The sequence below is a fragment of the Paenibacillus sp. HGF5 genome, from assembly GCF_000204455.1.
Classification (GTDB): domain Bacteria; phylum Bacillota; class Bacilli; order Paenibacillales; family Paenibacillaceae; genus Paenibacillus_AQ; species Paenibacillus_AQ lautus_A.
Map to the genome: position 1 here is coordinate 42,074 of NZ_AEXS01000146.1, position 14,701 is coordinate 56,774.

The 14,701-nt window shown below is 39.2% G+C and carries 10 protein-coding genes; 2 read left to right on the forward strand and 8 right to left on the reverse strand.

The genetic code is table 11. The features are described 5' to 3' along the window. Window positions 1–72: 72 nt before the first annotated feature. The 5 genes from secA to HMPREF9412_RS31790 form a co-directional block, all read right to left on the reverse strand. A complete protein-coding gene (secA, locus tag HMPREF9412_RS23235; protein ID WP_009594271.1) occupies window positions 73–2,586 on the reverse strand; it encodes a preprotein translocase subunit SecA in 2,514 nt (837 codons plus the stop codon). A 724-nt stretch (window positions 2,587–3,310) separates the two neighbouring features. Beyond that, window positions 3,311–3,877 (reverse strand): ribosome hibernation-promoting factor, HPF/YfiA family, encoded by a 567-nt coding sequence (hpf, locus tag HMPREF9412_RS23240; protein WP_009594286.1) that lies wholly within the window; start codon window positions 3,875–3,877, stop codon window positions 3,311–3,313. A 197-nt stretch (window positions 3,878–4,074) separates the two neighbouring features. Then, window positions 4,075–4,272, reverse strand: a complete 198-nt coding sequence (locus tag HMPREF9412_RS23245) for a cold shock domain-containing protein (protein ID WP_009594275.1) — start codon at window positions 4,270–4,272, stop codon at window positions 4,075–4,077. A gap of 233 nt (window positions 4,273–4,505) precedes the next feature. Then, window positions 4,506–5,837 carry a UDP-glucose dehydrogenase family protein gene (locus HMPREF9412_RS23250; RefSeq protein ID WP_009594281.1) on the reverse strand — a complete coding sequence of 444 codons (1,332 nt, stop codon included), beginning with the start codon at window positions 5,835–5,837 and terminating at the stop codon, window positions 4,506–4,508. Between the two features lie 7 nt (window positions 5,838–5,844). Beyond that, window positions 5,845–7,155 carry a class I SAM-dependent methyltransferase gene (locus tag HMPREF9412_RS31790; protein ID WP_009594282.1) on the reverse strand — a complete coding sequence of 437 codons (1,311 nt, stop codon included), beginning with the start codon at window positions 7,153–7,155 and terminating at the stop codon, window positions 5,845–5,847. A gap of 195 nt (window positions 7,156–7,350) precedes the next feature. On the opposite strand from HMPREF9412_RS31790, the gene HMPREF9412_RS23260 reads away from it, so the two are divergent. Further along, window positions 7,351–9,318: a glycosyltransferase gene (locus HMPREF9412_RS23260; protein WP_009594241.1), complete on the forward strand. Its 1,968-nt coding sequence runs from the start codon at window positions 7,351–7,353 to the stop codon at window positions 9,316–9,318. Between the two features lie 8 nt (window positions 9,319–9,326). Further along, window positions 9,327–11,069 carry a methyltransferase domain-containing protein gene (locus HMPREF9412_RS31795; RefSeq protein ID WP_050802847.1) on the forward strand — a complete coding sequence of 581 codons (1,743 nt, stop codon included), beginning with the start codon at window positions 9,327–9,329 and terminating at the stop codon, window positions 11,067–11,069. 32 nt (window positions 11,070–11,101) lie between these two features. Here HMPREF9412_RS31795 and HMPREF9412_RS23270 read toward each other — a convergent pair whose 3' ends face one another. The 3 genes from HMPREF9412_RS23270 to fliB all read right to left on the reverse strand — a co-directional run bounded on the left by HMPREF9412_RS23270 (window position 11,102) and on the right by fliB (window position 14,602). Then, the gene (locus HMPREF9412_RS23270; RefSeq protein ID WP_009594215.1) at window positions 11,102–12,094 is read right to left on the reverse strand and encodes a CatB-related O-acetyltransferase; all 993 of its coding nucleotides are present in this window, start codon (window positions 12,092–12,094) and stop codon (window positions 11,102–11,104) included. Window positions 12,095–12,129: 35 nt separating this feature from the next. Beyond that, on the reverse strand, window positions 12,130–13,227 hold the full coding sequence (locus HMPREF9412_RS23275; RefSeq protein WP_009594288.1) for a glycosyltransferase family 2 protein: 1,098 nt from the start codon (window positions 13,225–13,227) through the stop codon (window positions 12,130–12,132). A gap of 118 nt (window positions 13,228–13,345) precedes the next feature. After that, window positions 13,346–14,602, reverse strand: coding sequence for a flagellin lysine-N-methylase (gene fliB / locus HMPREF9412_RS23280; protein WP_036673247.1), 1,257 nt, complete (start codon window positions 14,600–14,602; stop codon window positions 13,346–13,348). Window positions 14,603–14,701 lie beyond the last annotated feature (99 nt).

Consider the following 14,701-nt stretch of genomic DNA (forward strand, 5'->3'; position numbering starts at 1 on the left):
GAGCCAGAAAAATCCGCGCCCATCACCTGGACGGGCTATTCTATTCGATTCATCGCCTTTGGGTCGGATCGCTTACGCGTTCTGTCCATGGCAATGCTTGTACTTCTTGCCGCTGCCGCAAGGGCATGGATCGTTCCGGCCGATCTGTTCAGCCACCTGGACCGGTCGCTTCTCGGCAGGTTCGCTGCTGCTGTTCGTGGAGACTTTGTTCTCGTCCACAACCGCTTGACGCTCCTGGTTCGTTGCGATTTGAGCCTTCATGATGTACGTCGCCACTTCTTCCTGGATCGTAGCGATCATCGCATTAAACATTTCGAAGCCTTCGAACTGGTATTCGCGAAGCGGATCGGTACCGCCGTATGCACGGAGGTGGATACCTTGACGCAGCTGGTCCATCGCATCGATGTGATCCATCCACTTGCTGTCTACCGCGCGCAGCACGATAACCTTCTCGAACTCGCGTACCATTTCCTCGCCGATGGCTTGCTCGCGCTCTTCATATTTCTTCATCACGCGATCGAAGAGATACTCAGTAAGCTCTTCGGCTTCTTTGCCCCACAGATCCTCGCGGGTGACGGCACCCTCGTCCAGCAGCTTGCTGTTCACGTAGTCTGCCACTTCCTGCAGTTCCCAGTTCTCCGGAATGTCATCGCTGCAGTGCGCCTGCACGACGCGGTCAATGACCGGCTTGATCATCTCTACCACGATTTGCTTGATGTCTTGGGATTCCAAGATCTCGCGGCGCTGCTTGTAGATGATTTCGCGCTGCTGGTTCATGACGTCATCGTATTGGAGAACGACTTTACGCATGTCGAAGTTGTTGCCTTCTACCCGCTTCTGCGCGGATTCAACCGCACGGGTAATCATTTTACTCTCGATCGGCTGGTCTTCTTCAAAACCAAGACGTTCCATCATGTTCAGCACGTTGTCCGTACCAAAACGCTTCATCAGCTCATCGCCGAGGGACAGGTAGAACTGGGTAGACCCCGGGTCACCCTGACGACCGGCACGGCCGCGCAGCTGGTTATCGATCCGGCGCGATTCGTGACGCTCCGTACCGATAATGTGAAGTCCGCCAATATCCTGTACGCCTTCGCCAAGCAAAATATCCGTACCGCGTCCCGCCATGTTCGTCGCGATCGTTACCGATCCCGGCTGTCCGGCGCGCGAGATGATTTCCGCTTCCTCCGCATGGTATTTCGCATTCAGTACTTTATGCTGGACGCCTTTGCGTTTCAGCATTTCAGACAAACGCTCGGAGTTCTCGATGGAAACCGTACCCACCAGAATCGGCTGGTTCTTCTTATGGCGTTCCACGATCTCGGCTACTACTGCCTTAAACTTGCCATCTTCGCTCTTGTAAACCACATCCGGCATGTCGACACGCTGATTCGGTTTGTTCGTAGGAATTTGAAGCACTTCAAGACCATAGATCTTCTTGAATTCTTCTTCCTCCGTCTTCGCCGTACCGGTCATGCCCGCCAGCTTGCGATACATCCGGAAGTAGTTCTGGAAGGTAATCGTCGCGAGAGTCATGCTCTCGTTCTGAACCTCAATGCCTTCCTTCGCTTCGATCGCCTGGTGGAGACCGTCGCTGTAGCGGCGTCCAGCCATCAGACGACCCGTAAATTCGTCAACGATGACCACTTCATCGTCGGTAACAACATAATCCACATCGCGGCGCATGATCACGTTCGCTTTCAGCGCTTGTACAATGTGGTGGTTTAATGTTACATGATTGTGGTCATACAGGTTTTCGATCCCGAAGGAACGCTCCGCCAGCGCCACGCCTTTCTCCGTCAAGGCTACGGATTTGACCTTAATGTCTACCGTATAATCCTCTTCTGCCGTCAGACGCTTCACGAACCGGTCGGCTGCAAAATACAGCTCGGTCGATTTCTGAGCTTGTCCCGAGATGATGAGCGGTGTACGCGCTTCGTCAACCAGAATCGAATCCACTTCATCAATGATACAGAAATAAAGCGGACGCTGAACCATCTGCTCTTTGTAGAGGACCATGTTGTCCCGCAGATAGTCAAAGCCGAACTCATTGTTCGTTCCATACGTAATATCGCAAGCATAGGCCTGCTGTTTATCCGGGTGCTCCATACCGCTCAGGTTAACCCCGACCGTCATTCCCAGGAAGTTATATATCTGCGCCATCTCTTGGCTGTCACGCTGTGCCAGATAATCATTGACCGTTACAACGTGAACCCCTTTGCCAAGCAGGGCATTTAAGTAAACCGGCAGCGTACCTACAAGGGTTTTACCTTCACCGGTCTTCATCTCTGCAATTCTGCCTTCGTGGAGGGCCATTCCCCCGATCAACTGCACGTCATAGTGACGCTTGCCGAGTGTCCGTCTGGAAGCTTCACGAACTGTCGCGAACGCTTCGGGAAGCAATTCCTCCAGCGTCTCACCTTTCTCGATCCGCGCACGGAACTCCTCGGTTTTGGCTTGCAGCTGCTCATCGGAGAGCTTCTCAAAATCCGGTTCCATTTTGTTGATTACATCGACCGTCTTCATGAGACGTTTGACATCACGCTCGTTGGTGTCGCCGAAAATCTTTTTGACAAGTCCTAGCATGGTTAACCCCTTTCGTGCAAAACAAGTGATAGAATCAACTTCATTAAATGCCAAAGGGTTAAATGATGAAATCGATTCATTGATTCCTTATGATGGTCCCATTTCATGCAGGCCAAAAAGCCCGTCCCATAAAATGAGGGTTTGCATAAATTGTAACAGTTTGTAAGGGATGCCGCAACAATATGTGCTATTACAAGAGGTGTCTGTTACGCGAAGCCTTACTCTATGAGACGCGGAGAGGCCCAAAAAAGTTGCGTGGAGCATTTCCCCAGCGCGCAGCAATGGAATTATCTTCATCCTCGAAGTGAAATTCTACATCTAATGAGGACAGAAGCAACGATGTCCATTGTAGGGAATAAGCTGAGGATGAAGCCTGGAGCCACCGGCTGAAGCCAGCGTTAAATAAGCGGCTAGATGGGCCTCGATCCGGCTATATAGGAAGTCCTGTCTTTGTGTCATCTGAGGCTGTTGTAAGAAGGACCGATGAAATTCCTTACGAACCCATTTCATCGATAAAAAGGTTGCACTATTCGGCATACTCCGATGCGGTTACCATCAAATGCCATCCTTTTTACGATCCTTACGCGTCTCGAAGCCGTATATCCAAATAAAGAGCCCCACCCGCTTGCACGGATGAAGGCTCATCTTACATTTCGATTTCATTTTAAAATTCGAACCGGGCCAGCTGCCTCCGCATTCCCTTAGGAATGCTGCCGCTTAAAACTCAGTCCCGCTCGATCAATCCGTACTTGCCGTCATCACGCTTGTAGACGACATTTACTTCTTGTGTGTCAATGTTGGAAAATACAAAGAAATTATGGCCTACCATGTTCATCTGCAGGATCGCTTCTTCCACGTCCATCGGCTTCATGGTAAAACGTTTCGTACGGACGACTTCGTATTCGTCCTCGTCATACTCCACTTGCTCTGCATCCACCTGACTGGTGGCCGCTGCGCCGTTCTCCGCAATGAGCGTCTTCAGTCCGCCCTCTTGCTTGATCTTGCGGTTCAGCTTGGTTTTGTGCTTGCGAATCTGACGTTCCAACTTGTCCACAACGGCGTCAATGGAAGCGTACATATCATCGCTTCGGTCTTCCGCACGAAGTACCACACCGGTAAGCGGAATGGTCACTTCCACCGTGTGCAATCCTCGAATGACACTCAGGGTGACGTATCCTTCGGAGGTGGGGGGTGCATCAAAATACTTATCTAGCCTGCTGAGTTTCTTGTCAACATAGTCTTTCAAAGCATCGGTCACTTCAATTTGTTGACCTCGGATAGTGAATTGCATTGGGCACTCCTCCTTTGCACCCTCATTATACCATTTTGTTATGGCTATGTAAAAGACAGAATTGTGAATTTTAGCACAATATTTTTCGGAGGTCGGATACAAAAAAAAGACCCCGGAAGTTCCGGAGTCTTGGGCTAGCGAATCTCCAATTGTTAACCATCGATTACCGTTTATGTAGGTCGGCTATGCCGGGATGATTATAATTTGATTACGTTAGCTGCTTGCGGGCCACGAGCGCCTTCAACGATCTCGAATTCTACGGATTGTCCTTCTTCCAGAGTCTTGAAGCCCTCGGATTGGATCGCGGAGAAATGTACGAATACGTCGCCGCCGTCCTCAGTCTCGATGAAGCCATAACCTTTCTCTGCGTTGAACCATTTCACTTTACCTTGCATGCACTAACATTCCCTTCATTGTCAAATAAAGTGTGACACTAATTGTCCACATTTCCGACTATAGCACCCGACTTATCCAGTGTCAATTACCAAGGAAAAGGTTTTCTTTTGCAGAAAACCGGGAAAAATGTCGACTTGGCTTCACGACTGAGTTGGCGGGCGAAAATAGTTTGCGGACAAAATAGGTTTATGGTTATTTAACCAGGGAGGGAGGGGGTGAAACACTCTATTTATTAATTTTGTAATTGAGAGTTTTCCTTGAGATAGACAGTAGGTCTTCCTATCGAATGATATTCTATATTATGTTTCAATACTTCTGTTACATTAAAGCAATTACGTCCATCAAAAATAACAGGTTTGTTCATATTGAGGACGTATTGATCTAGTGGAAACTCAATGATTGATTTCCATTCCGTCAAAATGAAGACACAATCGGCTCCCTTAATTGCTTCATCTATTGAATGAGAATATTCAACTTTACTAGGCAGTAGCTTTCTTGCATTCTCTATTGATACTGGATCATATGCTGTAACATTAGCTCCTAGTTGTATTAATGAAGTAACCACTGTCAACGACGCCGCTTCTCTCATATCATCTGTATTCGGCTTAAATGATAGTCCAAGAACGGCTACCTTCAAACCATGTAATGAACCAAATCGTTTTAATGCCTTATCAATTAACTTTCCTTGCTGCTTACTGTTTACTTCGATGACAGACTCCAGTAGATTAAACTCATGATTTGCATTTCCAGCAATTTGCATTAATGCCTTGGTATCCTTAGGGAAACAAGAACCACCATATCCAATCCCTGCGTTTAAAAAGTGCTGACCAATTCTTTGATCCATCCCCATTCCATAAGCTACTTCTTCAATATCTGCATCTAACTTTTCACATAAATTCGATATTTCATTAATGAAGCTAATTTTTGTAGCAAGAAAGGCATTAGATGCATACTTGATTAGTTCAGCACTACGAATTGAAGTTCTATAAACTGGAATGTTAAAGGGTTTTGTCACTTCCTCTAATAAATCACCAGCCTTTTCATTGCTCGAACCTATAACAATTCGATCCCCATGAAAAGTATCATTAATAGCAGCTCCCTCACGTAAAAACTCAGGATTAGAGACCATGTCGAATTCAATGTTTTTCACTAGATTCCTTTGAATAATTTGTTGGATTTCCTCGTTTGTTCCGACAGGAACAGTACTTTTTATTACGATTACAGTATATTCTGTTATAAATTTAGCAATAGAGATTGCAGCTTCACTTAAAGCAGTAAGGTCTGCTGACCCATTCTCGTTAGAAGGTGTCCCTACTGCAAGGTATACTATCTTGGCTCCTGATATACTTTTATTATATAAGTTAGTAAATTCAAGTCTGTCCTCTTTCATATTTTTTACGATAAGCTCTTGCAATCCTGGTTCATATATAGGAGACTTACCCGCATTTAGTAATGCAATCTTTTCGGCATCAACATCTACACAAGTCACTACATGACCAATCTCCGCCAGGCATACACCAGTTACCAAACCTACATAGCCTGCACCAATTACTGCTATTTTCATTTCTATCTCAGCTCCGGGTCTTTTTCAATGCTGTTACTTCCATTGATCCCTTGTAATTCTTCGATAGATTATAACCTATCACTTCAAATCCGTTATTTTCCAAAACCATTCTAAGACTGGTATACGAAAAATAATGTAGATGTCCCGCTTCTTTCCACATCGCATCCTCGAATTTAACAAATGAAGCAAAAGCGCTATTATAATTAGGCGTAGATATCCAAAATACTCCTTGATCATCAAGTAACTCATAAGCTTTTTGAATTGTCTTAACCGGATCTTCAATATGTTCAATAACATCGCCTAGAGTTATCAAATTATATCTTTTATTCGTCATATACTCCAAAAAATCACAAGCGTGTACTTCAATATTCAAAATAGTTGAGACATGCTTTGCTTGTAATTCAACAATTTCTAACCCTTCAACATCGAACTGAAGCTCCTTAGCCACCGCAAGGAGCTCACCTCCTCCAATTCCTACATCCAAAAGTTTTTGGCCTTTACTATATTGTTGTAAACGGATTAATATCTCACCTATTGTTGGTAGGAAAGCATACTTGGGGGGCATCATTCGAAAGTTAACACCCTCGTACTTCAATTGTCTTAGAGAAGTTGGATTATTGAGAGAGAAAATATGGTCACAAGATTCACAACGCATCCATACCTTGACTGGACTATATATTTTATTGAAGCTAAGTCCTCTGTATGATTCAGCACAAAAGTATGGTTTAGACTCAATTCCGCAAAAATGACAGACTTCTTGGTAACTCTCATCTACCTCACCATATACGTAATGATACGATGGATGATCACTAGCGACAAAATACTTGACTACTTGATCGTTAACCCTAAATGATTCTTTATAATAATGATATGCCTCCATTGGGTTCGTCGAGCTGTAAACTTGTCCTAATCGATGAAATGAAATGGCTTTAAGTTCATTGGATGATGCAGAAATTAATTTATCGTATTCATGGGCTGCTTTGTTATAGTTCTTCTCACTGTAGTATTTCTCTGCAATTTCGAATGTTGCCATTTCAATCCATTCGTCACAGAGTTTAACGAGTATTCTAAAATCATCATCTTCACTAAAAACTATCTCCAATTTTTGAATCAATCTCTGAGTGAGAGCGAAAAAATAACTTGACTTATCTTGAGTGATGGTATTTAAGACCACCTCCACGGCATCCTTAATATCATTTAGCAAGTATATATTTTTTCGGATATTTCCATCATTATCATGTTTCAGTTCAAGGAAGTCTTTAGCTTCAATTATTAATATAACTAGATCTCTAATTTCTTCAGTTGTTATTTTGTCCACACTATAAACCCCTATTCACATCAGATCTAATAATTGTTTATATAATACATAATCGGCATACTGCAAGAAATTGATTAATGGGATGAGCGCTTGTGTTGAAACTAAATCTAACTGCAAACAAAAAATGACCGATATAATATATTAAATGCAAAATATTACTGCAACATCAATCATCGAGCTAGGAGTGGGACAACAATGAATTTCACTAGTGATAAAGATGAATTTAATCAGTTATCAGCTCAACTAAAAGGCAAGGTGCAACAACATATTGTGAATAATGAACTAGCTGAGGCTAAACTAATTCTTCAAAGCATTGAAAAATATATTCCGCTTGATGCCGAAATTTACTCGTTTAAAGGCATTATCTCCTTGTATGAAGAAGACAAGGAAATGGCCATTAAAGAGTTCAAAGCAGGATTAGCTATCGATTCGGGCAATTCCGACCTTTTATATAATCTGGCAGAGGTTTATAAAGGGCTAAACGATATCCCCAATGCATATCGTTACTATCAACGAGCTAAAGACAGTACTGAAGATATGGAACTACTAAATGAACTCGAAACTATACTAACAGATTTAGAGTTCCACCCTCTTATGGACACCCATGAAGGACCAGATAGAAAAAAAGTATTAATTATTGCACATATTTTCCCCCCACTAGGTGGTTCAGGCGTCCAAAGAACGTTAAAATTCACTAAATATCTTACTGAATTTCAATGGAAACCTATAATAGTAACAACTGGAGACAGTAGTTATCCATTAATCGATCAATCTCTTTTAAGCGAAGTACCCGAAAACCTTACTATCCATCGTATTAATGAGCCTACAAATCTCACACAAACGGACAAACAAGAACTATTAAATGTGTATAACACTGTAGTTAACAATAAAGAGATTATCGATGAATATATCAGTGAAATTAATACTAAACAACTGTCTGTAGTAGCACCTGACCCGTATATTTATTGGGCAGTTCATGTAATTAGAAAAATTAAAAATGATGTCGATATGAGTGATATCGACATCATTTATACGACCTCAGGCCCTTACTCGGATCATTTAATTGGTTATATGCTAAAAAAAGAATTCAACAAACCCTGGGTTGCCGATTTTAGGGATGAGTGGACAAACAACCCTTATGCTGAATATGACCCTCAAAGTAGCCGCTATAAAATTGAGTACCTAATGGAAAAGAACATTACGAAATATGCAGATCATTTAGTTACAACAACGCCTTTGACTACAAACAACTACATTCAAAACTTCCATGTTAACCCGAATAAAATTAGTACGATTACAAACGGATATGATGAAGACGACTTTAATGGTCTGATTCACTTACAACAAACTTCTAATAAGTTCTCAATATTTCATAATGGCTTACTTTATTCAATTCGTACACCAATTACGTTTCTAAAAGCAATTCATAATCTTGTTAGTCGCGGATTAATTAATAAAGAACATTTGCATATTGGTTTCTCTTGGACTGAGAATGATGAACTGTGGCGTAAGTACGCCAACGATCTCGGATTGATTGACCAAATAGAATTTTACGGTTACTTGTCACATCAAGAGAGTTTGAATAAAGCATTAGCTTCAACAGCACTTCTCCTTATCGTTGGTCCAGGTGAAAAAAATAAATCAATGTATCCTGGAAAAATATTTGAGTATTTCCGCTTAAATAAACCCATTATTTCTCTTTCCCCAATAAATAGTGGTGTCGAAGCATTACTCACGGAGACAGGGCGAGGAAAAAATGCGGATTTTAATGATATTGCTGAAATTGAGAGAATAATAGAAGATTTTTATAAAAGATGGTTGCGTGAAGAATTACCAAAATTCAAATTAGATGAGACAATAGTAAAATTTGAACGTAGAGAACTGACTAAAAATTTGGCATCCACCTTCGAGAAAGTTCTCGATTCAGTACAGCAAACTAACACTAAAACAAGACTCGCATTCTTTTCCATAAAAGATGGCGATAAATTCCTACATGATATCATTGACCATTTATCTTCACTTTACAATATTCGTAAATTTATTATCACCGATGTTTCTCAAATTGAACCAGCAATGGAGTGGGCCGATATTTGTTGGTTTGAATGGTGTGATAAATTGATTGTTCATGCTAGTAATCTATCCATTGCCAGAAGTAAAAAGTAGTATGCCGTTTGCATAGATATGAGGTGTTTACTGAACATCCTAAGCTGGTTGTGTGGGAAAATGTTGATCATTTAATTGTCGTTACCGATCATTTAAAAACTCTGATTAAAATGCAGGTTCCAAATTTAGAGGATCGTGTCGAGGTTTCTACCATTCATAATGGTGTTAATCTTAGCCACTTTCCCTATAAGGATAGAAATCGCGGTTATAATATTGCTTTCGTTGGATATATGATTTCTAGAAAAAACCCTATGTTACTTCTTCAAATTGCGAAAGAATTAACGAAAAAGAATCCAAAATACAAAATATTTATCGCAGGTGACTTTCAGGACGAGATGTTAAGGTTGTATTGGAACTATCAGATAAAAGAGTTACAGCTAGAAAATAATGTGTTCTTCCATGGGTTCCAAACAAATATGAAGGAATGGCTCGATGATAAAGACTATATCGTTGCCACTACAATGCATGAAAGTTTTGGATACGGTATTGCTGAAGCAATGGCTATGGGAATAAAGCCGGTCATTCATAATTTTCCATATAGTAAAGAGATATGGCCTCAAAAGTATCTGTTCAACACGATTGAGGAAGCTGTAAGATCCATCACAACGAACAATTACCAATCTTCTGAGTACCGTTACTATATTCAAAGCAATTACTCCTTAGATAAACAAATTCTAAAAACTAAGGAACTGTTATCATCTGTAGAACAAAAAGATAAAAATTATAATGCGAATAGCTTCAATGGCGTTTCGACAGATTATCTTAAGCAACGTTTTAATGAATTTATTCCGTTTCAGGTTGAATTTACTGAGAATTATATCCTTGAAGATATTCTCATTATGATTGGAAAGAGGGAACAAATTACAATCGACCTCGATCTAATTGAATGTATTATTCAAAACAAGAACGGTGATAAACTTATCCTTTTCAACATTTGGTTTAATAAGAAAACAGAGGAATTAATTCTACCGGATTATTTGAACCGCTCTAGTAAACAGGATATTTTCATTTCCTTAATCAGGAACTATATTCTTAGGTTCAATCTAAATTATCGTAATCATATAGGGGGATATATTTTAGATCCTGACTTGCAGGAAGATGTAAAAAGGAATGCTGCCGTTTATGGCTGGGAACGAGGGATACCGGCAACCCAATTCATGACTTCAGTCGGTTACTTAAGGATTATTGAAAGATATAATAAAGCTGCTGAGTACATCAGTGAGGGAGATGTAGTGCTTGATGCCGCATGTGGTTTTGGTTACGGTAGTGCCTTTTTCTCAAGAATAGCCTCGGAGGTTATTGCTGTCGATCTCGCACACGATAATATTACATTTGGTAAGAGTGCTTACGGGTTCAATAACATTAAATGGATGGAAGGGGATGTAACAAAGCTACCCGTCGAAGATTCTACCATTGATATATATGTGTCCTTCGAGACGATCGAACATTTACCCTTAGTTCTTCTTGATCAATATTTTAGAGAAGCACTTCGAGTGATAAAGCCCGGGGGAAAAATGATCATAAGCACACCGAATGTAGAGAATAGAAGACACATTAACAATCCATATCATATAAAAGAATATACACATTCCGAATTTCAAGATATTCTCAAAAATTATTTTAATAGTATTCATTTTTACTCTTCAGAAAATTATGAGATATTAGATGGAGTTACAAATAAATCAACTAATATGATGGCCATATGCTATAACATAAAAAATAATCAGGCTCTTATAAAGACTAATATATAGCACAAAAAAAGCAGGCCGGCCAAGGGTTTACCTTAGTCGGCCTGCTTACTATTTATATTCATTGACTTAAATATAGGGATATCAACACCGGACAATATAGTTACATTATTTTGTTCAGCATAATATATATGCTGAAATGTAGATAAACTACGAGTAGATATATAGTAATCAGTCTCATTAAATAGGTCTTGCTCATCAAGGGGTTCATTGACTATTAATATATCCGCTTTATCATCAATATCTTCAAAGGATTCTAAAATATCTCTGATGAATTCATTAAAGAACAATCCATCTTCCATGCGTAAAATGAGAGTGATATCATCATCTCGGTCGAAACTTTCGATATATTCCTTAATGATTTTTTTCCAAATACTATAGGGTTCTAAATAATCAGGAAAACATAAGACTCTGGTTGACTTCGCATTAAGCATCCTAACTGAATGCTTCTTTGGTTGTTTCTCTATCTTGAACTTGGCTATAAATTGATCAATTCCTTTTCCAAAATCTGATTTAATTTGATCAATCTTCTCTAATGTCCAATCCCACCATCTAATGTTTAGTAATTCTTGAATCTGATCATCAGAAAATCTATATTTAATGACTTTCATCGGATTGCCACCTACAACTGCATAGGGAGGAATATCCTTTGTTACTATTGTATTGGCTGCGATGACAGCACCATTTCCAATAACAACGCCTGATAAAATAGTTACATTATTTCCTATCCAAACGTCGTGACCAATGATGATTTGTCCTTTTCTGGGTATCTTTCGATCAACTTCTAAATATGGTGAGGTAGATATTGATTTATAATCATGATTGCGATCAACAAGAAATTGTACACCATAGGCGATTGAACTAAAATTGCCTATATGTACATTAATCACTTCATTATTTTCAGCCAGTTGTATATTTAATTCGTTAATATAGCTTTGAATACCAATTGTTAGAAAGGGAAATTGATTTTTAGATCCGTTTCTTAGTTTGATTGTCTGAGGCTCATTCTGCGCTGCTACCCTTATCACTTTAGGCTTTCCCCCTCTTATGATGCAGTTCTCTCTCATTTATACGATTGTATTTTGGCTAGTGCCGGTTTAAATTGATACTCCGCGCTTTTTGAATAACATCTATGCGCTTCTTCTTTATTGTTCATAACATCGTAATAAACCCCCAGGTTATATAGGGCTCTATAAGAGCCAACTCCTTCAACCGATTCATACGAAGGATTCGCAACTTCTCCTAGGTAAAGACAATATTCAAATATTTCCTTGATTTCTGCAAATTTCTGGATTTCTTTTCTTTCGATTAATGAAACACCATATAAAAAATATAAATCTGTAAAGTCCGGATAGAATTCAATCGCATCATTAATAAGATTGTCCAATATATTAAATTGAGCTGTTTTGAGTAAGCAATAGCCGTATGATAAAAATATTGTAGATATATAAGGTGGTAATGAGTCCAACTCCGAAGCCATTTGAAGAGTTTCATCAAAAGTCTGGATAGCCTCTTCATAATTCCTATTTACGTATAGGGTCTGTCCAATTTGAAAATTTAAATAGCACGAGTTAGGTTCTAGTTGTTGTTGTTTTCTAAGCAGCTCTAAATTCCTGTCTATTTTGTTCTTTTTTTGTATTTCATTCTCTTGATATCCAGCATGGTGTATAACAACATTCGTATTCTGAACTATTTCAATAGGCTTGCCTTTATACGTTAATTGCTCATGAATCATCCCATGGTATTGATAATCTAAGCAATTAGGAAATAAGCGGGTGAGCCTTGAATTCACTATTGTTTGATCATTTATAACGCTCCGGATAGTAACAGTAGCCGGTTCATTAGATGAACTTTTTATATATTGTTCCAGAGACTTTAATGTAGTATGATCCAATGTTTCGTCTGCATCCATGATTAATATATAAGGCTGAGTGGCAACACTCATTGCATAGTTTCTGGCTTCCGAAAAGTTATCATTCCATTGATAATGATGAATTTTCACTTCTTCTTCAATAGCTATTGCAATTGTGCGATCAGTGGATCCTGTATCAACCACATTAATTTCATTTACTACAGACTTCAACGAACGGACACACCTTGCAACACATTCCTCTTCATTCTTAACAATCATGCAGACAGATATAGGCAACTTAGTTATCATAATATTTAAATCCTCACCATCAGTTTATATGTGTTCTCTCAGTTCAATCGTATATTAAAAAAGGTTGCCTATAGACAACCTTATACATTGACAGATCATGATTCTATTTATTCTTCATTTAATGAATTCTTTCGCTAGTCACATTCCTATCCTTTAATAAGGCTGCTATATGTGCTACTGTATCAAAACCATGGTTTGTAATTATTTCAACCAATCCTTTTAAATAGGAAGGATAATGATCAATAACTCGGGTGAAGGATTGGATTAGCTTAATTGCAAGATCTATTGTAATACCTTTATCTTGACCAGAAATTCCAACAAAATGCATCTTTAACATAGCGTAAATCACCGACATTTTAATGTACTGTTCAAAAATTTGATTTGTATCCATTTTCGGAAACATACTTTCGAAGATATAATTAACTAAATAATTTTCGAAAATATATTCATGATCACTAAAAAACGGTACGAAGTATTCTTGATAGTTAAATAGATACTTTTCCTCTATATCTCTGATTTCGATTTCTTGACTACGATCTAGATCAAGTCCTTTAAGCATACTTTCAAAACAATCTAAATATCTTTGGTTACTAATCCCCAATTTTCTTCTCAGCATGATTAATTCAAGTAGAGTTTTAATTTGCATTGGGAGATTATCAGCGATATTCTCCAAGCTCGAAATGTAATTCTTGTTTCCTAACTTACTTCTGTATTCATCAATTAATAGCTGGATACTTTCATATTGTTTCTTGTCTACTAGGACTTGAAGTCTGTTCATAAAAAGGCCTAAGAAAATCATTCTGTCGCTGACAGAGAGGTTTCTACATTGGATAATATCTATTGAGAACTCACGCAAGTTCCAGGATATATCACTTCCACCTATTGATTGAGCACCATTCACAGAATTAATTGCCCATGAAGGATTAAGATCGTACTCAGATTGTTCAAACTCAATTCCTGTCGGATTCAATAGAGCTAATCGTGTGACTTCGGGACAAGACAATTTGGCAGACAATTCAAATTCTGTACCTTTCCTATTTAGGATTTTAGGATAAGTCGTACATACAGGAGATAGCATTTCCTCACCTAGATTCAGTTGAATACTACATAGGTTCTCCTCATTCAACATAGGGCAACGCTTCTGTTGATCCATTACAAAATAGGCATATTTAGAATTACTCGCTGAAGCGTCTTTTATTCGTTTCATCCCTTTGTTTAATTTGCTCGTTAGTTCCGCATGTTTAATATTTTTGTATTTTTTATATATCCTCTTATCTAATTCCACAGTCCAGCCTACACAACAGCTATCCTCACATGCACTTCCAACACAAGAAAATGTCTTCATATATGATGGCAAAAGCACTCTTTCCTTCATTCGTCTACCATTCCAGTCCATTTTATAATTTTGAAGAACAAACCTATAGCTCTCATATCATTTTATTTATCGACATACTTCGGGATAAGATGAATACCT